The organism is Cryobacterium sp. Hh7 (assembly GCF_004403155.1).
GTDB lineage: Bacteria > Actinomycetota > Actinomycetes > Actinomycetales > Microbacteriaceae > Cryobacterium > Cryobacterium levicorallinum.
This window is the reverse complement of record NZ_SOHG01000015.1, coordinates 37478-63341: the sequence shown is the minus strand read 5'-3', so window position 1 is coordinate 63341 and position 25864 is coordinate 37478. Positions and strand designations below refer to the sequence as shown.

The 25864-nt window shown below is 62.8% G+C and carries 25 protein-coding genes and 1 pseudogene; 17 read left to right on the top strand and 9 right to left on the bottom strand.

Translation table 11 applies throughout. The annotated features are described in order from the left end of the window. Positions 1-135 precede the first annotated feature (135 nt). The 3 genes from E3T43_RS04250 to E3T43_RS04240 all read left to right on the top strand — a co-directional run bounded on the left by E3T43_RS04250 (position 136) and on the right by E3T43_RS04240 (position 4101). Positions 136-1533 (top strand): MFS transporter, encoded by a 1398-nt coding sequence (locus E3T43_RS04250; protein ID WP_134471471.1) that lies wholly within the window; start codon positions 136-138, stop codon positions 1531-1533. A 104-nt stretch (positions 1534-1637) separates the two neighbouring features. Further along, a complete protein-coding gene (locus E3T43_RS04245) occupies positions 1638-3098 on the top strand; it encodes an NAD(P)/FAD-dependent oxidoreductase (protein WP_134471470.1) in 1461 nt (486 codons plus the stop codon). Between the two features lie 4 nt (positions 3099-3102). Next, positions 3103-4101, top strand: a complete 999-nt coding sequence (locus tag E3T43_RS04240; protein WP_134469721.1) for an alpha/beta hydrolase — start codon at positions 3103-3105, stop codon at positions 4099-4101. 64 nt (positions 4102-4165) lie between these two features. Here the strand turns inward: E3T43_RS04240 and E3T43_RS04235 are convergent, their stop codons facing one another. Then, entirely contained in the window at positions 4166-5443 is a 1278-nt protein-coding gene (locus tag E3T43_RS04235; protein ID WP_241978803.1) for an iron-containing alcohol dehydrogenase, read from the bottom strand. Between the two features lie 242 nt (positions 5444-5685). Beyond that, a complete protein-coding gene (locus E3T43_RS04230; protein ID WP_134471469.1) occupies positions 5686-7701 on the bottom strand; it encodes a GAF domain-containing protein in 2016 nt (671 codons plus the stop codon). 281 nt (positions 7702-7982) lie between these two features. Here E3T43_RS04230 and E3T43_RS19665 point away from each other — a divergent pair, with 281 nt between their 5' ends. Next, positions 7983-8285, top strand: coding sequence for a GntR family transcriptional regulator (locus tag E3T43_RS19665; RefSeq protein WP_370449873.1), 303 nt, complete (start codon positions 7983-7985; stop codon positions 8283-8285). On the opposite strand, the pseudogene E3T43_RS19660 reads toward E3T43_RS19665, so the two are convergent. Together E3T43_RS19660 and E3T43_RS04220 are read right to left on the bottom strand one after the other, a co-directional pair. Further along, a pseudogene (locus E3T43_RS19660) lies at positions 8283-8549 on the bottom strand (histidine kinase dimerization/phospho-acceptor domain-containing protein); the annotation flags it as partial. The gene E3T43_RS19665 and the pseudogene E3T43_RS19660 sit on opposite strands and share 3 nt — an antisense overlap. Positions 8550-8912: 363 nt before the next feature. Further along, positions 8913-9203: a hypothetical protein gene (locus E3T43_RS04220; protein WP_134471467.1), complete on the bottom strand. Its 291-nt coding sequence runs from the start codon at positions 9201-9203 to the stop codon at positions 8913-8915. Positions 9204-9379: 176 nt separating this feature from the next. On the opposite strand from E3T43_RS04220, the gene aroQ reads away from it, so the two are divergent. Continuing rightward, a complete protein-coding gene (aroQ, locus tag E3T43_RS04215; protein ID WP_134471466.1) occupies positions 9380-9838 on the top strand; it encodes a type II 3-dehydroquinate dehydratase in 459 nt (152 codons plus the stop codon). A 193-nt stretch (positions 9839-10031) separates the two neighbouring features. Next, positions 10032-11579, top strand: coding sequence for an amidohydrolase (locus E3T43_RS04210; protein ID WP_134471465.1), 1548 nt, complete (start codon positions 10032-10034; stop codon positions 11577-11579). Between the two features lie 115 nt (positions 11580-11694). Here the strand turns inward: E3T43_RS04210 and pstB are convergent, their stop codons facing one another. From pstB to pstS, 4 genes are all read right to left on the bottom strand, one after another. Next, entirely contained in the window at positions 11695-12474 is a 780-nt protein-coding gene (gene pstB, locus E3T43_RS04205) for a phosphate ABC transporter ATP-binding protein PstB (RefSeq protein ID WP_092449481.1), read from the bottom strand. A gap of 36 nt (positions 12475-12510) precedes the next feature. Then, on the bottom strand, positions 12511-13599 hold the full coding sequence (gene pstA / locus E3T43_RS04200; RefSeq protein WP_134471464.1) for a phosphate ABC transporter permease PstA: 1089 nt from the start codon (positions 13597-13599) through the stop codon (positions 12511-12513). Then, positions 13599-14540 carry a phosphate ABC transporter permease subunit PstC gene (gene pstC / locus E3T43_RS04195; RefSeq protein ID WP_134444682.1) on the bottom strand — a complete coding sequence of 314 codons (942 nt, stop codon included), beginning with the start codon at positions 14538-14540 and terminating at the stop codon, positions 13599-13601. Before pstC ends, pstA begins: the two co-directional genes overlap by 1 nt. A gap of 155 nt (positions 14541-14695) precedes the next feature. Then, positions 14696-15790 carry a phosphate ABC transporter substrate-binding protein PstS gene (gene pstS / locus E3T43_RS04190; RefSeq protein ID WP_134444684.1) on the bottom strand — a complete coding sequence of 365 codons (1095 nt, stop codon included), beginning with the start codon at positions 15788-15790 and terminating at the stop codon, positions 14696-14698. Positions 15791-16163: 373 nt separating this feature from the next. Here pstS and infA point away from each other — a divergent pair, with 373 nt between their 5' ends. The 7 genes from infA (at position 16164) to E3T43_RS04155 (ending at position 20280) form a co-directional block, all read left to right on the top strand. Further along, a complete protein-coding gene (infA, locus tag E3T43_RS04185) occupies positions 16164-16385 on the top strand; it encodes a translation initiation factor IF-1 (RefSeq protein WP_035834638.1) in 222 nt (73 codons plus the stop codon). Positions 16386-16452: 67 nt separating this feature from the next. Next, positions 16453-16566 (top strand): 50S ribosomal protein L36, encoded by a 114-nt coding sequence (gene rpmJ, locus E3T43_RS04180; protein WP_035834639.1) that lies wholly within the window; start codon positions 16453-16455, stop codon positions 16564-16566. A gap of 126 nt (positions 16567-16692) precedes the next feature. Then, the gene (rpsM, locus tag E3T43_RS04175) at positions 16693-17067 is read left to right on the top strand and encodes a 30S ribosomal protein S13 (RefSeq protein ID WP_092449488.1); all 375 of its coding nucleotides are present in this window, start codon (positions 16693-16695) and stop codon (positions 17065-17067) included. A 45-nt stretch (positions 17068-17112) separates the two neighbouring features. Further along, positions 17113-17511: a 30S ribosomal protein S11 gene (gene rpsK / locus E3T43_RS04170; RefSeq protein ID WP_035834641.1), complete on the top strand. Its 399-nt coding sequence runs from the start codon at positions 17113-17115 to the stop codon at positions 17509-17511. A gap of 134 nt (positions 17512-17645) precedes the next feature. Further along, positions 17646-18635, top strand: coding sequence for a DNA-directed RNA polymerase subunit alpha (locus tag E3T43_RS04165; RefSeq protein WP_092339419.1), 990 nt, complete (start codon positions 17646-17648; stop codon positions 18633-18635). Positions 18636-18683: 48 nt separating this feature from the next. Continuing rightward, positions 18684-19178: a 50S ribosomal protein L17 gene (gene rplQ, locus E3T43_RS04160; protein ID WP_134471463.1), complete on the top strand. Its 495-nt coding sequence runs from the start codon at positions 18684-18686 to the stop codon at positions 19176-19178. Positions 19179-19251: 73 nt separating this feature from the next. After that, complete coding sequence (locus E3T43_RS04155; RefSeq protein ID WP_134471462.1) at positions 19252-20280, top strand: GNAT family N-acetyltransferase; 1029 nt, start codon at positions 19252-19254, stop codon at positions 20278-20280. Between the two features lie 2 nt (positions 20281-20282). Here E3T43_RS04155 and E3T43_RS04150 read toward each other — a convergent pair whose 3' ends face one another. Further along, positions 20283-22250, bottom strand: a complete 1968-nt coding sequence (locus tag E3T43_RS04150) for an acyltransferase family protein (RefSeq protein WP_134471461.1) — start codon at positions 22248-22250, stop codon at positions 20283-20285. 93 nt (positions 22251-22343) lie between these two features. Between E3T43_RS04150 and truA the strand changes: the two genes are divergently transcribed. The 4 genes from truA to glmM all read left to right on the top strand — a co-directional run bounded on the left by truA (position 22344) and on the right by glmM (position 25791). Continuing rightward, complete coding sequence (truA, locus tag E3T43_RS04145; protein ID WP_241978802.1) at positions 22344-23282, top strand: tRNA pseudouridine(38-40) synthase TruA; 939 nt, start codon at positions 22344-22346, stop codon at positions 23280-23282. Positions 23283-23427: 145 nt separating this feature from the next. Then, complete coding sequence (rplM, locus tag E3T43_RS04140; protein WP_092449498.1) at positions 23428-23874, top strand: 50S ribosomal protein L13; 447 nt, start codon at positions 23428-23430, stop codon at positions 23872-23874. Between the two features lie 50 nt (positions 23875-23924). Next, positions 23925-24410: a 30S ribosomal protein S9 gene (rpsI, locus tag E3T43_RS04135; RefSeq protein WP_092107287.1), complete on the top strand. Its 486-nt coding sequence runs from the start codon at positions 23925-23927 to the stop codon at positions 24408-24410. A gap of 19 nt (positions 24411-24429) precedes the next feature. Further along, positions 24430-25791 carry a phosphoglucosamine mutase gene (gene glmM, locus E3T43_RS04130; protein ID WP_134444693.1) on the top strand — a complete coding sequence of 454 codons (1362 nt, stop codon included), beginning with the start codon at positions 24430-24432 and terminating at the stop codon, positions 25789-25791. Positions 25792-25864 lie beyond the last annotated feature (73 nt).

Here is a 25864-nt window from a genome sequence, read left to right as displayed (position 1 = left end):
GCCAACGTCAACTTTATATACACATTTATGATCTAAAGGTGGGAACAAACACCACAATCGCGGGTGGGTTGTTATGTCAGGCTAAAGACATTCGCTCTCTAGCATGAGGGGTGAAATCTACTTGAGGGGCACTGCATGAAATCCGACAATGAAGTCGAAACGAGAAAAGCACCTGAGCGTAAAATCCCGGACAAGGAGCTTCCGTCCGGAATCAAGAAAATCGTCGCCGCTTCGATGGCCGGAACGGTCGCCGAATGGTACGAGTTCTTTATTTACGGGACTGCAGCCACGCTCGTCTTCAGTGTTCTCTTTTTTCCGCAGACAGATAATCCGCTCGATGGAATTATCGCGGCTTTCGCCACGTACGCGGTTGGTTTTCTCGCCCGGCCCATTGGCGGTCTGGTGTTCGGATATTTCGGAGACCGCGTCGGTCGCAAGAAGCTATTGCAATTCAGCCTTCTGCTGGTCGGTGTCTCGACCTTCTTAATGGGATGTATCCCCTCGTTCGACGCTGTGGGTTATTGGGCGCCGGCGCTCCTGGTGACACTGCGCTTCATCCAAGGCTTCGCGGTCGGCGGTGAATGGGGCGGTGCAATTCTGCTGGTCGGCGAACACAGCCCCAATGGCCAGCGCGGCTATTGGTCGAGCTTCCCGCAGGCGGCCGCTTGCGTCGGCAACGTGTTGGCATCCGTTGTGCTTCTGGGCTTGAGCGCATCCATGCCCGAAGAAGCATTCCAGTCCTGGGGTTGGAGAGTCGCCTTCTGGCTGTCGGCCTTCATCGTGCTGATCGGCTATTACATTCGCCGCACTGTCGAAGACGCGCCCATCTTTCTCGAATCGGTCGCGAAGCAAAAAGAACTCGAAACCAAGGCTGCTGGACTGCGGGAAGTTCTCACGCAGTACCCCAAGCAGGTCTTCGTGGGCATGGCGGCACGATTCGGTGAGAATACGGTTTACTACGCGATCATTGTCTTCTCGATCACGTACCTCAAGGTGCACGTTGGGATGAGCACGTCAGACGTCTTGCTGATCATGTTCCTGGCCAATATTGTTCAATTCTTCGCAATGATCTTCGCGGGCAAACTCTCCGACATGCTGGGTCGGCGCCAAACCTATCTGCTCGGCGTGGTCGGCCTGCTGATCTGGGTCTTCGTCTACTTTCCGATGCTCAATACCGGCAGCTTCTGGACCGTATTCGCTGCAATCGTGATTGGTTTGAGTCTGCAGGCCTTGTGTTACGGCCCGCAGGGTGCCCTCATGGCGGAGCTGTTCCCCACCAGAATGCGGTATACCGGTGTGTCTTTCTGCTACCAGGTGACGTCAATTCTGGCCGGATCGATAGCGCCGCTCATCTGCACCGCGCTGCTCGCCACGTTCTCATCAACGATGCCGATCGTTGCCTACCTCTTCACGGCCATGCTGCTTTCCGGAGTCGCGCTCTACTTCTACAAAGAAACCCGCGGAATCTCGCTGTACGAAGTCGATGTCAAAGACGAGCAAAAGATGCTCAGTCACGCCAACGCATCAAAGTAGGCATGTCGAGCAAATATTTCGGCCCGAAACAAATTTCAGGAAGATCGGGCATTGCGCACATTCATGGTTGCGACAATGCCCGATAAGGAAAGGTAGTGGATTCAATGAGTGAACGTATTCTTGACGCGATTATTCTGGGCGCTGGTTTCGGCGGACTGGGGGCAGCTGCGCAGCTCAAGCGCAACAACATTGACAACTTCCTCATCTTGGAAAAGGGAAACCGCATTGGTGGTGTCTGGCGTGACAACACGTATCCAGGTGCCGCGTGCGACACACAATCGGTGATCTACTGCTACAGCTATTTTCTAAACCTGCGTGTGAGTCGCATGTACGCAGACGGGAGCGAACTGCTTGGCTACCTCGAGTCGCTGGCCGATGAGTTCGACGTGCGCGCGAACATCCGTTTTCAGAGCCTGGTCAGTTCGGCCACGTGGCAGGAAGAACGCCACGTTTGGCGTGTAGAAACCGCCGATCAACAAGTTTTCTATGCCAAGGTCTTTATTCCTGCCTGGGGGCAGCTCAGCGAACCATCCACTCCCACTTTTACCGATGCGCATTTGTTTCGGGGGATCTCGTTCCACTCTGCGGAGTGGGATCATGACGTAGACCTGACCGGACTGCGAGTGGGGTCAATCGGATCTGCGGCCAGCGCGGTTCAATATGTACCCGAAGTGGCCAAAGTTGCCCAGCATCTCTCCGTTTTTCAGCGATCCGCAAATTACATACTGCCCCGAAATCAGATCGTCTTCTCAGAAGAAGAGCTCGACCGATTCCAGCGTCATCCCGAATCATTCGAGCGCATTCGCGGGGAAATACACGGCCAGCGAGAAGCCGGTTTCACCCGAACGAAGCATCTCTCGGCTGACCAAAATGAAGGTGCCCTGGAGGCACGGGCACACCTTGAAGCGCAAGTCTCCGACCCTGAGCTACGACGAAACCTCACCCCGAGCTTTGAGTTCGGCTGCAAGCGCATTCTCCGAAGCGATGCCTATTACCCCGCGCTCTCGCGGGCGAATGTCAGTCTGGAAACAGCTTCCGTTGACCGTTTTACCGAGACGGGGATAGTTACCGGTGATGGCGTGCATCATGAGCTTGATGTCATCATCTACGGCACGGGATTCAAGAGTCAGGCCTTCCAGGGTGATCTCGTGGTGACGGGGCGAGACGGCGTCACCCTCGATCAGCGCTGGGGAGATAGCCCGGAAGCATACTTAGGCATGGCCGTCGACGGCTTCCCGAATATGTTCATGGTTTATGGCCCCAACACGAATCTGAACCACAACTCGATCGTGACCATGCTTGAAGCTCAGCACGAATACATCGTTCAGGTCATTACTCACCTCCGCGACGAGAACGATGACGTTTTCGACGTGAGGGTTGACGTGCTTCGGCAGTTCAACGACATGGTGCAAACTGAATTGGAAGGGTCCGCGTATTCGTCCGATTGCTCCTCCTGGTACAAGAATGCGGCTGGCAAAGTCATCAATAACTGGTGTGGAACGGTAGACGAATATCGCACCATGATTAATGAGTTCGATCTGGCTGACTACGCGGCGGTGAAGTGAGCGGATGACTGTGGCGCAGAACGACCGCAGGGCTGCAGATCCTATGGTTGCTGCCGAGGCGGCGCCTTCGATCACCGCGTTCCGGGCTAAGGGCTCGTTATCGTTCCAAGACGTTGGGGTCGAACAGGCCCGAGTCAATTATTCCGTAAGCTGCGCGGCAAACGGGCTGACAAGTCAGGCTATTGCGAAAGTCAACGACGTTCAGTTTGAACCGGACATTCCCGGGCGGCTTTACGATGCTCGCGTAGGCGAGCCCACGGGGCTGGCTCCTGCCATCTTCTTTATACACGGTGGCGGCTGGGTCATCGGTGATCTCGACACTCATGATTCGCTCTGCCGCTATTTGGCGGTTAGTACCGAGTCCATTGTTGTTTCGGTCGACTATCGACTGGCTCCGGAAGCTCCCTTCCCCGCTGCGATTGATGACTGTCGATCTGCTCTCACGTGGGTGCTCGCTCACGGAGGAAAATGGGGAATCGACATCGCTCGCGTTGTCGTCATGGGCGACAGCGGCGGGGGCCAGATGGCTGCGATCCTGGCCAACGAAAGCGGTGGCGACCGTTTCGACAACCGGTTGATTGGTCAGGTGCTCCTATACCCCGTCACGGACCTCACCATGCAGACTCCGTCGTACGAGCGAATCGTCACGGGGTTTCCGTTGACCGCGAATACCATGAACTGGTTTGCAGACCACTACGTGCCCGAGGGTGTCGACCGCTCACAAGCACAGCTCAGCCCCTTACTCAATCCAGTACCGGCGTACGGAGCGGCGGCATTTATCTGCACCGTCGATAACGACCCGCTGGCCGACGAAGGCGCAAGGTATGCGGCCAAGCTTGCCGCGGCCGGCACTGCCGTTGAGTACCTCCACCTGCCCGGCCACTCACACGGTCTCTTCACCTCGGCTGGAGTGATCGCCACAGCGAGGGAAGTCCTAAACCGTGTGAGTGCCTTCGTCAAGGCTCGTTCTACGGCCGCTATCGACGAAGTGGCGCGAGACTGACCTGAACCGTCTTGCGGCTTTGCCCTCAGCCCTCGAACTGGCTGAGGGCAAAGCCCCGATTGGTTCAGCGGATGCTGCGATCGCCCGCGTAGGCAGCCTGCACGATTTCGGTGATGGCGTTGAGATCGAGGCTGACCGGGTTGTTATCGATGAGTCGCTTGGAGTTGAGAGAAAGCTGAGCGATCTGGGCGAGGTCGCCTGACTCAACCCCCAGCTCCTTGATCGTTTCCGGCAGGTCGATACCGGCAATAAGTCGATCGACCGCTTCCACGCCGGCGATGGCAGCTGCCCGCGCATCCAGTCCGGAAATATCACACCCCAGGGCTTCGGCGACCTGGGCCAGAGCCGGTTGGATTGCTTGAAAGTTGTAACGCAACACGTAGGGCAGCAATACGCCGACGCCGACGCCGTGTGGAGTATGAGTCAACGCGCCAACGGGGTACTGAATAGCGTGAGCCGCCGCCGTTCCCGCATTGCTGAGAACGACACCGCCGTACAAAGCGGCCATCATCATGTTTGCCCTGGCCTCGGTATTCGATGGGTCCCGGTAAGCGGTGAGAAGGCTGCGCCCAACGAGCTGAATTCCGCCGAGAGCAATCGAATCGCATAAGGCATTCTTGCCAACGAAAACGCGCTCCGAGGCAAGAGAACTCGTTCTCTCGCGGGTAATAGCTGTAAAGGATTCCACGAGGTGCACCAGAGCATCCGCGCCAGTCGCGGCAGTCAGCGCGGGTGGGCAGGTGTACGTGAGTTCTGGATCGCAGATAGCGGCGAACGGAATCAAGTGTGGGCTCGAAATGCCCATCTTCATTCCTAATTCTGAATCGGAGACGACGGCGATGGCGGTCGCTTCGGAACCGGTCCCTGCTGTCGTCGGCAGCGCAATAACAGGCACAGTTGGGCCAGGAACAGCAAACTCACCGTAGTAATCGCGGGGCTGGCCGCCGTGTGTCAAAAGCACAGAGACGACCTTGGCCATATCAATGCAGCTGCCGCCCCCAAAACCGATGACAGAAGAAACCTGCTTCTGAGCAACCTCGGTAATCCAGTCGACACATCTGTGGATGCCCAGGAGGGGGAGCTCGGCCTCAGTATCACCGAAGACGTGCACGGTCAGTCCCCTGCTTTCAAGGCTGCTGACGAGTTCGGCGAGGTCGTGCGAACCGGCGAGACGGGCATCCGTGCAGATCAGAACGCTTTCGCCGAGGCTTGCCGCCATCTCAGCGGCGGCGAAGCGTTGCCCCGCACCTGCAACGATGTTTCGCGGCAGTCGCAGAACACCAAAAGGTGCCGAAGGTATTCCAGCTTCGTGTTGACACGACATTGTGCGTACTCCTGACATTGGGGTCATGCCCGTTCTGTGGCGAAGAATCCGCCATCACAGTGCACGACCTGGGGACCGAAAGTATGCGGCTGCGTGGCCCAAGAACGCACAAATGCCGCTCTTCATATGGTTCCAAGAACAGCGAAGAATTTGTATAGCAGCGCGCACCATTGATTGAGCACATCTATATACAAATTGAACATTCTTGGTGCTCGCGACTACTGACGCACGACCCCACGAGTGCCAGACCGTGCAGCGCGTCAAGAAGTGGTCTGAATTGCACCCATCGTCTTCAGCCGCCACAGACGCAGCGCCACTCGTACATCCAACGATCGGCTGCCTCGGCGCCAGTCAGGGTCCAAGAGCGTGTCGATGCGGTCGAGGCGCTGACGAAGAGTGTTCGCATGCACATGGAGTTCGTTGGCCGCGGTGCCAATGGCAGATTCATTCTCAAGAAAAGTCCAGGCGGTTAACGTCAATTCGGTGCCGTGACGCGAGTCGTAATCGAAGAGGGGACCGAGCTGGGCGTGCATCAGCTGTTCCGCGAAAGCATTTTCGGTGCCACCCAACAGCATTCCAGCCGTTCCCAAAACCGCACGATCTGCTGCCTCGCCGACCCGGGCAAGAGCATGAAGGGCGCGCAGTACGGCGTGCGCTTCAGAATGAGCCGCGGCCAACCTGCCGAAGCCAGTCACAGGACCCGACGAGCCCACCGTTGCCGTGATGAGCTGGCGTTTCAGGATCGTCACTATCGATCGCCCATCATCACCGGAGGCTTCATTTGCGGTCTGTTTAGAGGCCCAGCGGCCCACGGGCTCAACTACACACAGGTGACCCTCGTGCAGTGCAATGATGCCTGGCGTGTCTTCCGCAGCACGCCGCAAGAGGGCGAGTGATTTCTGGCGGTCATTGTCAGCGACGCTAATCACCCTGACCATCAGGGGAGTGGTGTCAGACAAGCCGAACCTTCCCGCCCGCCGGGTCAGCGCGGCCGTTTCTTCCGCTCGAGGCGAGAGCAGGTCGTCTATGAGCTCAAGTTGTAACCGAAGTTCGGCATCGACCAGTGTGCGCCCAAACAGCATTGAAACGCTGAGCACCAAGGCACCTCGTTCGAGCATCGCCAATTGGGTGGCGCCGAATTCTCCAGCCACGATGAGAGACGCCAAGTGCTGATCTCCGGCGATGGCGGACATGACCAGGTATTGCGCGCCGTCAATCGTAAATGGTACGGGTATGGCCGTCGCTGCGGATTGCTCTGCGGCTCGGAGGGCCGTCGGAAAGCCAAAATCCTGGCGCGATTGGGACGCAGATAGAGGTCCTCCCAGTGGATCAACAACAAAAACCTCACTACCGAGCGATTCAGCTAACAGATCCACCAGGCGCGGCATGCTCTCCGCAGCCACGAGAGTTTCTGTCAAGCGCCGATTCAGCGCAGCGATCTCTTCCAGACCACGTACGTGGGCGATGTTCTCCTGCTGCGCACTGTCGCGCTGGGCCAAGGCCTCCGCCATCTCGCTAAAGTGGCGCGCATTCTCGAGAGCAACCGCCGCGTGGGTTCCAATCGACTCCATCAGGGACACATCGTCACTGCTGAAATTGTGCGGCTGCCGGTCCGCGACCAGCAGCGCGCCAATTACTTTTCCTTCAACGCGAAGTGGTACGCCCATGATGGCCCGCACCCCCTCGGCAGCCACCGCAGTGTCGCTATCGAGAAAATGAGATATTGAATCGTCGGTCAGGTAGTCCGCAGTCTGTGCCGGTGACTCTCCCGTGGCCACGGCTCCGAGAACTCCGCCGCCGAGCGGCATTCGGATGTTTCGAAACAACGTCGTCGTAGCGCCGTCGGTGACACGTACGAAGGACTTGCCGGACACATAGTCATTCAGGCTCAAGTAGGCCACATCACTGCCGATCAGCGACCGTGTGCGCCTCACGATGGCTTTCAGAATTGCCTCGACATCGCGTATCCCTGTCAAATCCGTGGCCGTGTTGTACAAGACGCGCAGGAGCTGTTCTCTGCGATGTGCCTCCTGAAGCTGAGAATTCAACCGGCGAACAGCACCTGCGGTCAATTCGTTAATTGCTCCGTCGCGCAGCGATGCCGCCAAGTGAGACTCAAGCGAGGTGGCAGAAATTCCCCTGTCCAACAAAGCCAAAAGGTGCCCGGTGCCGGTCGAGCTGACCTGCCGAGGCGCGACAGCGTCAGACGGCAGGGAAGAACGCTGGTCACTCAGTCGGCCGAGGTCTTCTTCGTGCAGGCTTTCGTTGTCTCCCATTGGCTCATGCTAACTGTCTGCGTTCCCGGGCCGAAGCTCCTTGGTTCACCGTGGGTACACAAACAGTCGACTTCCTTCATCGAATGGGGTGAGTTCGGCACACCCGTGCTCAGCGTCTTGATTGCCGGCGCTATTTCTGCTGTTCTCGTACCCCTGCTGGAACGCGTGTTTGCTTTCGTCACGCCACGTGCCGCCCCGGATCGTTATGAGCGCGGCCGCTATCGGGCTCGATACACTGAACCGAGAGTCCGACGCCGCGCCGGGACCAGGGAACAGGTTTCATGAGTCGAACGTCGCTGGTCGATGACCTGGTCGAGAGCGTCCTCGACCGGATTCTGCGGGGGGTATTCGCGGTGCAGGAGATGCTTCCTCCGGAGGCGGTTCTGGCCGAGGAAGCCGGCGTCAGCCGCCTGACGGCTCGCGAGGCGATCAAGACCGGAGGCCGCGGTGACGTCAATGGTGACCTGCCGCGCATCGGCGGCGGCACGGCTCGCCGCCCGGGAATGGTCGATCAGCACCCGGATGTCGGTGGCCGCCCGGTGCAGCTCCAGCTGCGAGGTGCCGGTGCTGCGCGCCAGCAGTAGATCGGCGAGGATCGTCTCCATCTGCTCGACGCCCCGCACAATCACCCCGGCCCGCCGCTCCACCATCTGTGCCTGCTCGCTCGCGCGCAGCACCAGGTCCGCGTTGCCCAGGATGGAGGTGAGCGGAGTGCGCAGTTCGTGGGTGACCGCCTCGATCAGGTCGTCCCGGGCCCGCACCGCCTGCTCGGTGAGGGCGGTCTTCGCGGCCAGTTCACGACGTTTGCGATGGATGCGCGTGCCCGACACTCCCGCTGCCGCCGACATAATGACCATGGTCAGCGGAAAGGCGACGAGGTGGGTGAACTGCTTGGAGTCGAAGTCGGCGTAGCCCGCGAAAAAGCAGCTCGGGCTCGTCGCTGCCACGAGGGCGAGGCAGATCACGAAGCCCCACGGGCCGAAGGAGTAGGCGATCCAGATGATCAGCAGCATGAGCAGCAGGGCCGTGCCCACCGCCAGAAGCGCCCCAAACATTACGATCTGAAATTCCAGCAGGGATCGGGCGTAGCCCTCGTAATGCCTTGCCATGCTCATTGACCCCCGTATTCGTAGCCTAACGACCGGGGGAGCCAGTGGGAGCCCCTGAAAGGGGCGCAGCGCGCGCGGTCCGCGCGGCGTCGTTCAACCGGGTTACGCTGCGGCGCGCTGTCGCCTGCTCGTGGTCACCAATGCGAGGCCGAGGAGGAGCGCGGCGCCACCACCCGCGAGCAGCAACACGGGAACGTCGTAACCGGTGGAGGCGAGCCCGGTGGAGGCGAGCCCACTGTAGCCGACGTACTCCTCATCCGGCGGGACCAGGGTACCGGTCACGGCCAGGGGAGACTTGCCTTCGGGAACGTAGGTGGCAGCGGATGCTGCGGCCGGCACGGTAAAGATGGCCAGCGCGGTCAAAGCGGTGATGGCGAAGAGCTTCTTGAGCATGAGAAATTTCCTGTCAGAACGGTCGTTTTGGCACAAATCGAGACGTCGGGTGGGCCTCGAAGGCCTCACCGTACCGACCTTCACCGTAGATATCTACAGGTAGCTGATGATTTATCACCTATTCGTGCTGACTGTTATGCTCTCCTGCCGCGTTGCGCGACGTGGAACAATTGCGTATGACCAACGAGACTTCGCCCCTGCCGCTCTTCCTCGTGCTGAACGGCCCGAATCTCAATCTTCTCGGCACGCGCGAGCCCGAGCGGTACGGATCCGAAACCCTGCCCGACCTCGAGACGCGCGTCACCGCCGCGGCCGCGCGGCTGAACGTGCGGGTCGAGTGTTTTCAGAGCAACCACGAGGGCGCGCTCATTGACGCCATCCATGGCGCCCGCGGTGTGGCCACCGGAATCATCCTCAACGCGGGGGCCTACACCCACACCTCGATCGCCATTCGCGATGCGATCGTCGGCGTCGCCATCCCCACCGTCGAGGTGCACGTCACCAACGTGCACGCGCGCGAGGAGTTTCGTCACACCTCTTATATCGCCGAGAAAGCGGATGCCGTCATCGCCGGCGCCGGCCTGCTCGGCTACGTCTTCGCACTGGAGTTCCTGGTCGCCAAGTACGGGCGTTGACCGGCTGCGTCAGAGCTAACCGGGGTGCACTGACTCTCGGTGCTGCAATCTTGCTGATGTGGCGGTTGCTTTGGCACGCCCGCCTTGCGCAACTCGTTGCTCGTTGGCCGTCATTGCGAAGCGATGCCAGCCGCCGCCGATTGCACACTGCCCGCCGGTAGGGTGGCAGGACGCCCCGACCGAAAGCCGAACCATGCCCGATCTCGTTTTGCGCTCCGCCAGGCAGCCCGGCGACACCACATTCTCGGATGTGCACATAACCGGCGGTGTCATCACGCAGATCGTGCCCGCCGGCACAGACTCAACCCGCAGAGACTCAACCGGCACAGACTCAACCCGCCCGCACCCAACCCGCCCGGCCCCCGCCGTTGCCGGCCCGACCGGCACCCCCGCCGCCGTGGATCTCGAGGGCCGCACCGTCATCCCCGGCCTCTGGGACGAACACGTGCACCTCACCCAGTGGGCGCTCACCGGCGCCCGATTCGACCTCTCGGCGGCAGCATCGGCTCGAGAAGCCCTCGAGCTCGTGCGCGCGCAGGCCATTGCTGCGGCGCGGCCGACCCCGCTGATCGGCGTCAGATTTCGCGATGCGATCTGGGCCGACGCGCCCACGCTACGCGGTCTCGATGAGGTGACGCGGGGGCATCCGACCGCTTTGATCAGCCACGATCTGCACTGTGTCTGGCTCAACAGCGCGGCCGCCGAGCGTTTCGGCGTGCGGGTCGACGAGTCCGGACTGCTGCGCGAGCAGGCCGCGTTCGCCCTCACGATTGCGCTCGGGCAGCTGCCCGATGCCGAGGTTGATGCCCTGGCCACCCAGGCCGGAGCCCGGGCTGCCGCCCGCGGCGTTGTCGGCATCGTCGACTTCGAAATGACCTGGAACCCGGGCGTCTGGCAACGCCGCATCGCCAACGGATTCGACTCCCTGCGCATCGACGCCGGCATCTACCTGGCCGACCTCGACCGCGCCATTGCCGAACGGATGCACACCGGCGACCGCATCGCAGACACCCGCGGCTTGCTCAGCGTGGGGCCGCTCAAGATGCTCATCGACGGTTCGCTGGGAACCCGCACGGCGTTCTGCGTCGACGAGTATCCGGTCGGTGGGCACGGCGTGCTCACCGTGAGTGAAGACGACCTGGTCGAGATTCTCGTGAACGCCACCGCGGCCGGGCTGCTGCCCGCGGTGCACGCGATCGGCGATGCGGCGAACACGATCGCGCTCAACGCCTTCGGACGCGCTGCGGCCACCGGACGCATCGAACACGCCCAGTTTCTGCAGGCCGATGACTTTGCCCGCTTCGCCCGCCTCGGGGTCACGGCGAGCGTGCAGCCGGAGCATGCGCTCGACGACCGCGACACGGTGGAACTGAATTGGGCCGCCGGAGCCAACCGCGTCTTCGCCCTGCGCTCCCTGCTGGACGCCGGCGCGACACTCGCGTTCGGATCCGACGCCCCCGTCGCACCCCTCGACCCGTTCACCGCCATGAGCGCCGCGTCGTCCAGGGCTCGCAGTGACGGCCGCGAACCCTGGCGCCCCGACCAGGTCGTGACCCGCAGCCAGGCACTGGCCGCCTCAGCCCGCGGACGCACCCGCCTGCGCGTCGGCGACGTCGCCGACATCGCCATTCTCGACGGCGACCCGCTGACCGTCTCCGACGCCGTCTTCGAACGGATGCCCGTCGCCGCGACGCTCCTGGCCGGTCGCGTCACCCACGGCGCCGACCTCTTCGCGGGCTAGTTGTCCACGGACGGGTCTCAGTGGACAACTTCGGTGGGTGAAGGTCGGGCGTCACCCACCAAAGTTGTCGACTGAGCCGATGCCCTGAAACTCACGGCTCCGACCAGCGAGTGACCTACCCGAACCGACCCGACACGTAGTCCTCGGTCGCCTGCACGCTGGGGTTCGAGAACATCGTGGTCGTGTCGTCGTACTCGATCAGCTTGCCGGGCTTGCCGGTGCCGGCAATGTTGAAGAACGCGGTGCGGTCAGACACCCGCGAGGCCTGCTGCATATTGTGCGTCACGATCACGATCGTGTACTCGCTCTTCATCTCCTCGATGAGGTCTTCAATGGCGAGCGTCGAGATCGGGTCGAGCGCGGAGCACGGCTCGTCCATCAGAATCACATCGGGCTCGACTGCAATGGCGCGCGCGATGCAGAGGCGCTGCTGCTGCCCACCGGACAGGCCCGATCCGGGACGCGCGAGGCGGTCCTTGACCTCGTTCCACAGGTTGGCGCCGCGGAGGGCTTTTTCGGTGAGGTCGTCGGCATCCGTTTTGCTCATGCGACGGTTGTTGAGCTTGACGCCGGCCAGCACGTTGTCCTGAATCGACATGGTCGGAAACGGGTTCGGCCGCTGAAAGACCATGCCCACCTGGCGGCGCACGAGCACCGGGTCCACGCCGGGTCCGTACAGGTTGTTGCCGTCGATGAGTACTTCACCCTCGACGCGCGCGCCGGGGATGACCTCGTGCATGCGGTTCAGCGTGCGAATGAACGTCGACTTTCCGCATCCACTCGGCCCGATGAACGCGGTCACCGTGCGGGGTTCGATCACGATCGACACGCCTTCGACGGCGAGAAAGTTGCTGTAGTAGACGTTGAGGTCGTTGACTTCGATGCGCTTGGACATGAGTCCCTTTCTAGAATCTTGAGACAGCGAGAAGTGTTAGCGGCCCAGCTTGGGCGAGAACCAGTGGGCGATGAGGCGGGCGAGTCCGTTGAGCAGCATCACGATGAGAATCAGGGTGAGCGCCCCGGCCCAGGCCCGGTCGATATACGCCTGCGAATCCGCTCCCTGGTTGGCGTATTGCGTGTACACGAACACCGGCAGCGTCATCATCCGCTCACCGAACAGGTCATAGTTCATGCTCGAGGTGAATCCGGCGATGATCAGCAGCGGAGCGGTCTCACCGATGACCCGGGCGATCGACAGCATCACACCGGTGACGATTCCGGCAACGGATGTCGGCAGCACGACCTTGAGAATGGTCAGCCATTTCGGCACCCCGAGTGCAAAAGCGGCCTCGCGCAGTTCGTTCGGCACGAGCTTGAGCATCTCTTCGCTCGAGCGCACCACGACCGGAATCATCAGCACCGACAGCGCGATCGCCCCGCCGAATCCAAAGCGGATGCCCGGGTCGTCAAACAACAACGCGAACAGCGCGAAGGCGAACAGCCCGGCAACGATCGAGGGGATCCCGGTCATCACGTCGACGAAGAAGGTGATGGCCTTGGCGAGCTTGCCACGGCCGTACTCGACCAGGTAGATCGAGGCCAGCAGCCCGATCGGCACCGAGATGAGCGTGGCCATTCCGGTCACCATGAGCGTGCCGATGACCGCGTGCAGCACGCCGCCGCCGGCACCGACCACGTTGCGCTGCGAGGAGGTGAAGAACGTCGGCGTCAGAAACGCGGGCAGCCCGTTGACCACGGTCGTGTAGATGATCGACACGAGCGGCAGCAGCGCGATGACGAAGGCCGCCGTCACGAGCGCCGTCATCAAGCGGTCCTTGGCCTTACGCGAACCCTCGACCAGTCGGGAGAGCACGTAGATGGCCACGCAGTACAGCACCGTGCCGAACACGACCGTGCCGACGACGTTGAAGCCGTCGACGCTGCCCGACAGAAACAGCATGGCGAAAAACGCGGCTGAAACGGCCCAGCTGGCCAGCAGCACCCAGAGCGAGGAACGGCGTGGCAGCTTGCCCGCGGTAAGCGAGTTGGTCAGCGGCGAAGCTTCCAAAACGGATGTCATCAGTTGGCTCCCGAAAATGCCTTACGGCTGTTGATAATGACGCGGGCCAGCATGTTCACGAGCAGGGTGACTACGAACAGCATGAGGCCGGTGGCCAGCAGAATATTCACGCCGACGCCGTGCGCCTCCGGAAAGTTCAACGCGATGTTCGAGGCAATGGTGTTCGAATTCTGAGCGGTGAACAGCTGAAAGATGACCTCGGAGCTGGGGGAGAGCACCATGGCCACGGCCATCGTCTCACCGAGGGCCCGGCCAAGGCCGAGCATCGAGGCGGAGATGATGCCGGGCAGTCCGAACGGCAGCACCGCCATGCGGATCATTTCCCAGCGCGTTGCGCCGAGGGCCAGGGCGGCTTCCTCGTGCAGCAGCGGCGTCTGCAGAAAGATTTCGCGGCAGATGGCGGTGATGATCGGCAGAATCATGACGGCGAGCACGATGGCGACAGTGAAGATGGTGCGACCGGTGCCCGAGACGGGGCCCTCGAACGGGGTGAACCACCCGAACCACTCGACCAAGGTGGTGTAGAACGGCTGCACCATCGGGGCGAGCACGCCGATGCCCCAGAGCCCGAAGACCACCGAGGGAACGGCAGCGAGCAGGTCGACCAGGTAGCCGAGCCCCTGAGCGAGCTTGCGCGGGGCGAAGTGCGAGATGAACAGCGCAATGCCGATAGCGACGGGCACGGCCATGAGCAGGGCCAAAATGGCCGAGTAGATGGTGCCGAAGACCAATGGGCCCACGTACGACCAGAAGTTGGTCACGTCACCGCTGAAATCATCGGGTGCGGCGACAAACGCCGGCAGGCTCTCCACGAGGAGGAAGACTGCCACGGCGGCGAGCATGGCAAGAATCAGGCTGCCGGCAATGACGGTGGCCGAGGAGAAGATGCGGTCACCCGGTCGTTGCCTGGCCTTGATGGTCGTGGCGGCAGCTGTGGTCATGCCGGGGTCTCCCTAGAAAACAAAAACTGGTGAAATCCTGATGCCGGGTATCGGTGTTGGGCTGCGAACGTCAATAAAAAGACGTGCACACCCCAGTCTGCCCGATCAGCTCCCGCACATGTGCGAAAAGCTGACCGGGCAGGTGTGTTCAGGTGTTACTTGACGGTCGCGAGAACCGCGGCGACGTTGTCGATGAGCTCGGAAGTCATCGGTGCGACGCCGGCGAACTCTTCAGCAACGGCCTGCCCTTCGGCGCTGGAGATGAACTCGACGTAAGCCTTGACGAGCTCGCCCTGGGCGGCATCGGCGTACTCGTTGCAAACGATCGCGTAGCTCACCAGAACCAGCGGGTATTCCGCCGGGTTGGTGGTCTTGCGGTTCAGGTCGAGCGAAAGGTCATCGGCTGCGCGGTCGGCCACGAGGGGCGATCCGGCGACAACCTCGGCCGCAGCCTCGGGGGTGTAAGCGACGAACTCGTCGCCGACCATGAGCTTGGCGGTGCTGAGGTCTCCGGCCTGCGAAGCGTCGGCGTAGCCGATCATGTTCGTGCCGTTGGTGACAGCGTCAACGACGCCCGAGGTTCCCTTGGCGCCTTCTCCGCCGAACGGGAAGGTGTCAGAGGCCTTTTCCGTCCACACGGTCGGTGCGGTCTGGCCGAGGTAGTCGGAGAAGTTCTTGGTGGTACCCGAGTCGTCCGAACGGTGCACGGCGTTGATAGTTTCGGAGGGCAGGGTCGCGTCGGGGTTGAGCGCGACGATGGCGGCGTCATCCCAGCTGGTGATGGTGCCGGCGAAGATCTTGGCGAGCGTGTCAGCGTCGATATTGAGTTCGTCAACACCATCGACGTTGAAGATCACGGCGATCGGGGAGATGTAGACCGGAAGGTCGACAGCCTTGGTGCCGGGAACGCAGGAGGCGAATTCGCCGGCCAGCTCGTCTTCACCGAGGTAGGAGTCACTGCCGGCGAAATCGGTGCCGCCGGCGATGAAGGCTTCGCGGCCGCCGCCGGAGCCGGAGGGCTCGTAGTTGATGGTCACGCCGGTGTTGGCGGTCTGGAACGCGGCGATCCAGGCCTGCTGGGCGGCGTCCATGGCGGAGGAGCCGGCGCCGTTCAGGGTGCCGGTGAGCGTGCTAGCAGATGCATCGTCGCCGGTGGTGGCAACATCGCCTTCGTTTGCTGCACAGGAGGACAGTGCGAGGCCTGCGGCAATGGCGATGACCGCGGGGCGGCCGAAACGCTTGAAGTTCACGTGAATCCCTTTCAAGAAGAACAAGACATGATTGCTGGTGCATGGGCCGGTGCTGACCCGTAGACGAGGTTAAGCAAATGAAGTAACCGCCGACCGACGCCAAGGTAAACGGAAGGTAAACGGGCGATAACGTTTTTGGCGTGGGCGGGCCGTGATGCGGGGCATCCGTTCTATGAAGCGGTCGCCAGGCAGATGGCCGAGGCGGAGTCGGTGAGTATCGGAATGCACTGCGGCGGGGCCGATTATAGGACTGAATTGCCAAAAGGCAATCTCATACCATAGGATTGATCCTTGGTGTCTGGTGTCGTCTTTCGTGGCGTGTCTGGCACTAATCCCGCGTGACCAGCATTCAATACAGAGCGACAGTGAGGGTATGGCCAAAAAAGACGGTGTCATCGAAATCGAGGGCGCGGTAGTCGAAGCTCTGCCCAACGCGATGTTTCGCGTTGAGCTGTCAAACGGCCATCGAGTTCTTGCCCACATCTCGGGCAAGATGCGTCAGCACTACATCCGTATCCTTCCAGAGGACCGCGTGATCGTTGAGTTGAGCCCGTACGACCTGACCCGCGGCCGGATCGTCTACCGCTACAAGTAACGACTGCTGTAAGTAACGGCCGACGGCATCCCGTTGGTACGAAGACAGCGAAAAACAAGGAATCACCATGAAGGTCAAGCCCAGCGTCAAAAAGATCTGTGACAAGTGCAAGGTCATCCGCCGCAACGGCAACGTGATGGTCATCTGCGAGAACCCGCGTCACAAGCAGCGCCAGGGATAATCTCTCTCTTCGAGATTCACCTGCATAAGTAAATAGCAGTTCCGGGAGCCCTTCGGGGTGACACCATCGGTTGGAGGCCGGTGTACAGGAACTGTTACAGACCTCCATCACTAAACAGGAGACACAATGGCACGTCTAGCCGGCGTCGACATCCCGCGCGATAAGCGCGTGGAAGTTGCATTGACATACATTTACGGTGTTGGCCGTACGAGGGCCCTCAAGACCCTCGCCGACACTGGAATCGACGGAAACATCCGCGTCAAGGATTTGAGCGACGACCAGCTCGTCCTTCTCCGCGACTACGTCGAGGGAACCTTCAAGGTTGAGGGTGACCTCCGCCGCGAGGTTGCCGCTGACATCCGCCGCAAGGTTGAAATTGGCAGCTACGAGGGCATCCGCCACCGCAAGGGCCTGCCCGTTCGCGGTCAGCGCACCAAGACCAACGCTCGCACCCGCAAGGGCCCGAAGCGCACCGTAGCCGGCAAGAAGAAGGCGCGCTAGGCCTCGGCCTAGCCCGCTAACGCCTTTAGGATTCAGGAGAAATTCATGGCACAACCCAAGTCGGCCGTACGGAAGCCGCGTAAGAAAGAAAAGAAGAACATTGCTGTGGGCCAGGCTCACATCAAGAGCACCTTCAACAACACGATCGTGTCGATCACCGACACGACCGGTGCCGTCATCAGCTGGGCCTCTTCGGGCCAGGTTGGTTTCAAGGGTTCGCGCAAGTCGACCCCCTTCGCCGCACAGCTGGCCGCCGAATCGGCCGCCCGCCAGGCGCAGGAACACGGCATGAAGAAGGTTGACGTCTTCGTCAAGGGACCCGGCTCAGGCCGCGAGACCGCGATCCGTTCGCTGCAGGCCGCTGGCCTCGAGGTCGGATCGATCAACGACGTGACGCCCCAGGCTCACAACGGATGCCGTCCGCCCAAGCGCCGCCGCGTCTAAAGCACTCGCTGTCATCTCGACGGGCTCGGCACTTGAATGGCGCCGAGCCCCATCGGGACTCTTTTCTTTCAACTTTTCACACTCTCGTCATTGCAAGTGTCATATAGCGGACACTTAGCCGAAAGGAATCAACAGTGCTTATTGCACAGCGTCCAACGCTCACCGAAGAGAACATCTCGGAGTTCCGTTCACGGTTCATCATTGAGCCGCTCGAACCTGGCTTCGGCTACACCCTCGGCAACTCGCTTCGCCGTACTCTGCTCTCCTCGATTCCCGGCGCTGCTGTAACCAGCATCCGTATCGATGGCGTGCTGCACGAGTTCAGCACCGTCCCCGGTGTGAAGGAAGATGTCACCGAGATCATCCTGAACATCAAGGGCCTCGTCGTCTCGAGCGAGCACGACGAGCCCATCACCGCGTACCTGCGCAAGCAGGGTGCCGGCCAGGTTACCGCCGCTGACATTTCGGCTCCGGCCGGCGTCGAGGTGCACAACCCGGAACTGGTCATCGCAACCCTCAACGACAAGGCGAAGTTCGAACTCGAACTGACCATTGAGCGTGGCCGTGGTTACGTGTCCAGCACCCAGAACCGCAACGAGTTCTCCGAAGCCGGCCAGATTCCGGTCGACTCGATCTACTCGCCCGTGCTCAAGGTGACCTATCGGGTCGAGGCAACTCGTGCCGGAGAGCGCACTGACTTCGATCGCCTCGTCGTTGACGTGGAGACCAAGTCGGCCATCTCGCCGCGCGACGCCATCGCATCCTCTGGTCGCACCCTGACCGAGCTGTTCGGCCTGGCCCGCGAGCTCAACACCGCAGCTGAGGGCATCGAGATCGGCCCAGCGCCGGTTGACGCTGTGCTCTCGACCGAGCTTTCGATTCCGATCGAAGACCTCGACCTGTCGGTGCGCTCGTACAACTGCCTCAAGCGCGAAGGCATCAACAACGTCAGCGAACTGGTCGCCCTGTCGGAGACCCAGCTGATGAACATCCGCAACTTCGGGCAGAAGTCGGTTGACGAAGTGAAGGACAAGCTCGTTGAGCTCGGCCTGTCACTGAAGGATTCGGTTCCCGGATTCGACGGCGCGCACTTCTACAGCGGCTACGAAGAAGAGACCAACTAAGGCTCGGCTTCCCGCTGCCTTTCGATTTTTTGATACTGGAGATTACCAATGCCTAAGCCCACAAAGGGCCCCCGTCTCGGTGGCGGCCCGGCGCACGAGCGCCTCATGCTTGCGAACCTGGCCGCGGCCCTGTTCACCCACAAGTCGATCAAGACGACCGAGACCCGTGCCAAGCGCCTGCGTCCGCTCGCCGAGCGCATGGTGCAGTTCGCCAAGCGCGGCGACCTGCACGCCCGTCGTCGCGTTCTCGCGACGATCACCGACAAGTCCGTCGTGCACGAGCTGTTCACGGTCATCGCCCCGCAGGTCAACGAGCGTCAGGGCGGCTACACCCGCATCACGAAGCTCGGTTTCCGCAAGGGTGACAACGCGTCCATGGTGCAGATGGAGCTCGTTCTCGAGCCCCTGACCCCCAAGGTCAAGCGCTCCAAGACCGCGACCGTTGCCGCGACCCCCGTCGGGTCCGAGAACGTCGTTGTCGAAGACGTAGTCGCTGAAGACGTAGTCGTCGAAGACGCTGCGCCCGAGGCCGACAAGAAGTAGCACCACCACCGAAGGGGGGCCCACGAAAGTGGCCCCCCTTTTTTGCGCTCTCGACGAAAGATAGGGTGGGGGGATGGTTGATTACGAGACTCCGTTGACGGAACGCGTGGGGGATGCCCCGGCGCCGGTGGTTCCGTCGCACCCGGACGTCGCCGGGTGGCGCGCGGCCACTGAGAGCGACATCGACGGCATCTGGCAGCTGCGCCAGGCCATGGGCGAGGTCGATCACCCCAACTACCTCACGGCCCGCGGCGCGATCGCCGCCGACTTCGGCTACTCCCACTTTCACGCTGACCGAGACTCGCTCGTCGGCGTCGACGTGGCCGGCCGCATCGTTGCCGTCGGCATGGTCATGTTTCCGCCGCGTCAGGTGAGCCTGGTGCGTTCGATGCCGATCGGCGGGGTGCATCCGTCGCTCCGTGGCCGGGGTATCGGCCGCCAGCTGCTGGCCTGGCAGCTGGCGCGGGCGAAGCAGCAGCTCGCTTCGTCGACCAAACAACTGCCCGGCTGGATCCTGACCTACGCCGACGAACGTTCCCCGCAGAACTCCGCGCTGTTCGAGCACGCTGGCCTGACGCTCGCTCGTTACTTTCTCACCCTCGAGCGTGCACTGGATGCCCCGGTGCGGGTGATCGTGCCCGCCGAAGGCATTCGCATTGAGGCATATACGGCCGATCTGTCGGCAGCGGTCCATAAAACCCGCGACGATGCCTTCATGGACCACTGGGCCAGCCAGCCAATGAGTGACGAGAACTGGAACGCCTTCGTCGGCGGCACCTGGTTTCGCCCCGACCTCTCGTTCGTCGCGTGGGCCGGCGACGAGGTCGTCGGCTTCGTGCTGTCGACCGCCAACGAGAACGTCTGGGCCAGCCAGGGCTTCACCGGCAGCTATATCGACCTGGTCGGCGTATTAAGCGGATGGCGTGGCCGCCACATCGCGCAATCCCTCCTGGCCGCCCAGCTGGCTGCCGGGCAGGCGCTCGGCCACGAGCGAGTGACCCTCGCGGTCGACTCCGCGAGCCCCACCGGAGCCCTCGGCCTGTACACCGGCATGGGTTTCGTGCCCACGCATCGCAAGATGGCCTACACCCTTGAGTTCTGACCTCAGCGGTACGGTGGGGCCGTGGGCGCGTCGGCGTCACGCAGCAGCCAGCTCATGTCGGCCAGCGGCGGCAGCGCGGCCAGGCGTTCCAGCGCCGCCAGCACCTGGTCGGCGTAGAGCTGCCCGCCGCTCGGGCCTGGATGTACCTGGTCGCCGGCGAGCAGGTCGAGGCGCCCGGCGATCGTGTCGTGCCAGTTGGCGAGCTCGACCCGGCGATTGCCCGCTGCGAACTCAGCCAGGGTCGCATTGACCCCGTCGGTCCAGTCGCGGTCGGCATAAGCGTTCACGAGCACGAGCTGCCGGTCCGGGCCGAGAATGCGCAGAATGGACACGAGCTCGCTCGCCGAGATCGGGCCGTTGGTGCCGAGACCGATCACGACCACCGGATGCAACTGGCCGGCAGCCTTGAGCGCCAGCAATATGTCGTCTGCGGAATACATCCCGCGTGACACCGAAGCATCGATCGTGATGCCCGTGAGGGTCTCCTGCAATTCCGGGGCAGAGGCGAGCATGACCGAGTCTCCGACGGCGGTGATCAGTCCCTCGGCTGGGGCCGGGGTCGCCGTGGCGTGGCGGGCCGCCTCGGCGGCCGCAGCCTGCGCGGCGGCGCGCGCCGCCGCATTCACTGCCCGTTGGCCGCGTTCGATGCGCAACTGCGCCGAGGTCTGGGCGGGGGCGGTCAGGACGGCGGCCGTGGTGCCGCCGATCAGCAGAAGCGAGAGGGCTGCGGCGGCCGCGACCAGGCGGCGTCGCTGCGCGGGGCCAGTCAGGAGCGTGCCAATCAAACGGATGCTGCCGCGCAGGCCGATCCGCCGGATCGGCTGCTCCAACCAGCGGTACGACAGGCCCGCGCAGGCCAGCGTGATCCCTGTGGCGAGCAGCCCGATCGGCAGCAGGCCGCCGGTCGGCCAGAGCAGCTGCACCAGGACGAGCAGCGGCCAGTGCCACAGGTAGATTCCGTAGGATCGTTCGCCGAGGTAACGCAGCGGCGCCCGGTCGAGCAGCTGGCCGAAGCGGCCGCCACGCACACCGGCCCAGATGGCGACGGCTGTGGCCAGGCTCACCGCGACCAGGCCGCCGCGGTAGGTTGCGCTGCCGTCCTCGGGCAGCCAGATGGCGAACGCGATGATCGCCGTGACTGCGGCCGCGCCGAGCCAGGGCCGCAGTCGGGGCAGCTCGTTGCGGTGCCCGCTCGGACGGCGCAGCAGCAGCGCGAGGGCCGCCCCGGCGAACAGCCCGAAACTGTGCGTGTCCGAGCCGTAGTAGACCCGGGTCGGGTCGGCGCCGGGCTGATACAGCACACCCATCCAGATCGCTGAGGCGACGAACAGTGCGGTGACGATGGCCAGCCGCAGACGCGGGCGGCGAAGGAGTAGCACGGCCAGCAGCATGAGCGGCCAGACCAGGTAGAACTGTTCCTCGACGGCGAGCGACCAGAGGTTGCGCAGCAGCTCGGGCTCGTTCACGCTGAAGTAGCTGTTGTCCGTCGCGATCGACACCCAGTTGTAGCCGAAGGTCGTGGCCCCCAGCAGCTGAGCGCCGAGGCCGACGAGAACATCGCCGCCGATCAAAAATGCCACGGTGCAGCTGATCAGAATCACCGGAACCAGCGGCGGAACCAGGCGCCGGGCCCGCCGCTGCCAGAACCGGCGCAGCGAGATACGCCCGGTGCGGGTGTGCTCGGAGACGAGCAGACCCGTGATTAGAAAACCGCTGATCACGAAGAAAACGTCGACGCCGATGAAGCCTCCGGGCAGCAGCACCGGAAAGAAATGGTAGAGCACGACGGCGATCACGGCGAGGGCGCGCAGGCCGTCGAGGCCGGCGAGACGGCCACGGCGCTCGAGCGGCGCTGCGGCCGCCCGAGCCGGACTGTTTTGCGGCCCGATCACGGGTTCTTCGAGCACGGCAGCGCCGGTCGACGACGGAGTCCTCCCGGCAATGGGAGACGGTGCGACAGGGCGGGTCATGGGTAAGACGAGCATTCACGTGCCACGCGCACGGGGGTCATGCGCTGGGCCGGATTCAACGATAACCCGCACGCGCCGCCTAGGCTTACCCTCGTGAATCTTTTCGTACCCCGCGCCGGCCATGCCGCGCCAGGGTCCACGCGCATCAGACTTGACCTCGCCTACGACGGCACAGATTTCACCGGCTGGGCCCGCCAGCCGGGCTTTCGCACCGTTCAGGCCGACATCGAAAACGGGCTCGCCGGCATCCTGCAGAGCTTTCCCCCGCACCCCACGCTGATCGTCGCCGGTCGAACGGATGCCGGGGTGCACGCCCGCGGGCAGGTCGCCCACTTCGACCTCACCGCCGAGCAGGCACACTCCCTCGTGCGCATTCAGCGCGGCACCGGAAACCGCCCGCCGGTCGACCTCGGCACCGCCGTGCTGCGCCGCCTCGGCGGCATCCTGGTGACCAAGCCCGACATCGTTCTGCGCCGTGCCACGGTCGTGCCCGGCGGTTTCGACGCGCGATTCTCCGCCATGTGGCGCCGCTATGAGTATCGAATCGCCGACCCCCTCGCTCTGCACGACCCGCAGCAGCGACTGCGCACTACGTGGCATCCGTTTAAACTCGATCTCGCCGCAATGGACGCGGCGGCGGCGACCCTGGTCGGCCTGCACGACTTCGCCGCCTATTGCAAGCCGCGACCCGGCGCTACAACCATCCGCACGGTGCAGGACTTTCGCTGGCGGCGCGACGACGACGGCCTCATCGTAGCCACCATCAAAGCGGATGCCTTCTGCCACAGCATGGTGCGCGCCATGGTCGGCGCCTGCGTCGCCGTGGGGGAGGGGCGGCTCGATGGCAGCACCCTCGCGCACCTGCACTTCGACAAACACCGCATCAGCGAGTTCAAAGTGATGCAGGCGCACGGTCTGACCCTGATCGACGTCGGCTACCCGGAAGACGCCGAACTGGCGCTGCGCGCCGTCGCCACCCGCAACCGGCGTTCGCTGCCCGGCCCCGTCGAAGTTGCGTCCGCAGCACTCTGAGACTAGTGTTGACCCTTGGTGTCTGTGCGTTGCAGCGCGGCACCCGAACGTGAGCCCTCCATCGACAGTGTTCTGCTTGACAGAACACGCCCGGAGCGGGATTCACGAACACCTCCGTTCGAAAAAAGAAGAAAGCAGCACACTAGTGACGCGCACTTACAGCCCCAAGGCAAGCGAACTCCAGCACGACTGGGTAGTCATCGATGCCACCGATATCGTCCTCGGACGTCTGGCCAGCCACGCGGCAATCCTGCTGCGCGGCAAGCACAAGGCCACCTTCTCCCCGCACATGGACGGTGGCGACTTCGTCATCATCATCAACGCCGAGAAGGTTGCCCTCACCGGCAAGAAGCTCGACCTGAAGATCGCTTACCGACACTCCGGTTACCCGGGCGGACTCACGGCGACGAACTACTCCGAGATGCTCGAGAAGCACCCGACCCGTGCGGTCGAAAAAGCGATTCGCGGCATGCTGCCGAAGAACTCGCTCGGTCGCACCCAGCTCACCCACCTGAAGGTTTACGCCGGCTCCGAGCACCCGCACTCCGCTCAGCAGCCCACGCCGTACACCCTCAGCCAGGTCGCGCAGTAGCGCCGGCAACCAGACTTCTCGACTCTTAGATAAAAAGGATTCCCATCATCGTGGCGAAGATCGCAGACCAGATTGACCAGGCTCCGGAGAGCTACTCCACCGAGACTCCGGCAGAAACCGTAACCAAGGCGCCCCGCGCCGTCCTCAACGTTCCCGGCGCAGCCGTCGGCCGTCGCAAGCAGGCCATCGCCCGCGTGCGCATCGTCCCCGGCTCCGGCACGATCGTTGTCAACGGCCGCGAGTTCGCTGACTACTTCCCGAACAAGCTGCACCAGCAGCTGATCAACGACCCGTTCAAGGTTCTTGACCTGCTCGGCTCGTACGACGTCATCGCCCGCATCACCGGTGGTGGCCCGTCCGGCCAGGCCGGCGCGCTTCGCCTCGGCATTGCCCGCTGCCTCAACCTGATCGACGAAGAGAACAACCGCGCCATCCTCAAGAAGAACGGCTTCCTCAGCCGCGACGCTCGAGTCAAGGAGCGCAAGAAGGCCGGACTCAAGAAGGCCCGCAAGGCACCTCAGTTCAGCAAGCGCTAATCCGATTGCCGACGACGATATGACTCGTCTGTTCGGCACGGACGGCGTTCGGGGCCTGGCCAACCGTGATCTCACGGCGGGCCTGGCCCTGAGCCTTGCCCAGGCCAGCGCCGCAGTGCTGACCAAGGGGCGTCGTGCTCAAGCACGCCTCGAACAGGGCCGCCGCCCCGTTGCTGTGGTCGCCCGCGACCCGCGAATTTCCGGCGAATTCTTGACGGCTGCCGTCTCGGCCGGCCTGGCCTCCAGTGGTGTCGACGTGCTCGATGCCGGAGTCATTCCGACGCCCGCCGCCGCATTCTTGATCAACGACATCGGTGCCGACTTCGGTGTGATGATTTCTGCCTCACACAACGCGGCACCAGACAACGGCATCAAGATCTTCGCCTTTGGCGGAACCAAACTTCCCGACGACGTCGAGGACCGCATCGAGTCTTACATTGGACGCGACACCCTGATGCCGATCGCCGGCGACGTGGGACGCATCCGTCGTTTCGCCGACGCTGAAGACCGCTACGTCGTGCACCTGCTCGGCACCCTGCCGCACCGCCTGGACGGCATTCATGTCGTGCTCGATTGCGCCCACGGTGCTGCCGCTGGCGTTTCGCCGCAGGTGTTCACGGATGCCGGCGCTCGCCTCACCGTGATCGGCGCCGACCCCGACGGACTCAACATCAACGATGGCGTGGGGTCGACCCACCTCGACAACCTGGCGCGCGCCGTGCTCGAGCACGGTGCCGACATCGGAATCGCCCACGACGGCGACGCCGACCGCTGCCTCGCAGTGGACCGCGACGGCAACATTGTCGACGGCGACCAGATCATGGCGATCCTCGCCGTGTCGATGGCCGAGCGCGGTGTGCTCAAGGACCGCACGCTCGTGGCGACGGTCATGAGCAACCTCGGTCTGCGCAAGGCGATGGCGGCCAACGACATCGCGATGGTGCAGACCAAGGTCGGTGACCGGTACGTGCTCGAAGAGCTCAACGCCCACGGGTATTCGCTCGGCGGTGAGCAGAGCGGCCACGTGATCATGACCGAGTTCGCCACGACCGGCGATGGTATTCTCACCGGGCTGCACCTCGTGGCCGAAATGGCGCGCACCGGTAAAACGCTCGCCGAACTCGCATCCGTTATGACGGTCTACCCGCAGATTCTGGTCAACGTGCGTGGAGTGAACCTCAAGGGCCTCGCTGCCGATCAGGTTATTGCTGACGCTGTCGTGGCCGCGGAGACCGAACTCGGCGACACCGGTCGGGTGCTGCTGCGCCCGTCCGGCACCGAACCGATGGTGCGGGTCATGGTGGAGGCCGCCGACCAGCCGACCGCCGACCGCCTGGCGCACTCCCTCGCCGAAGTCGTGCGCGAGCGCCTGGCCCTCTAGCCCTACCTACCTACCGACGGGGCCCGGGCCCGGAAACCAGGCCCATGTTCTATCATGGGCCCCGTTTCCGTGC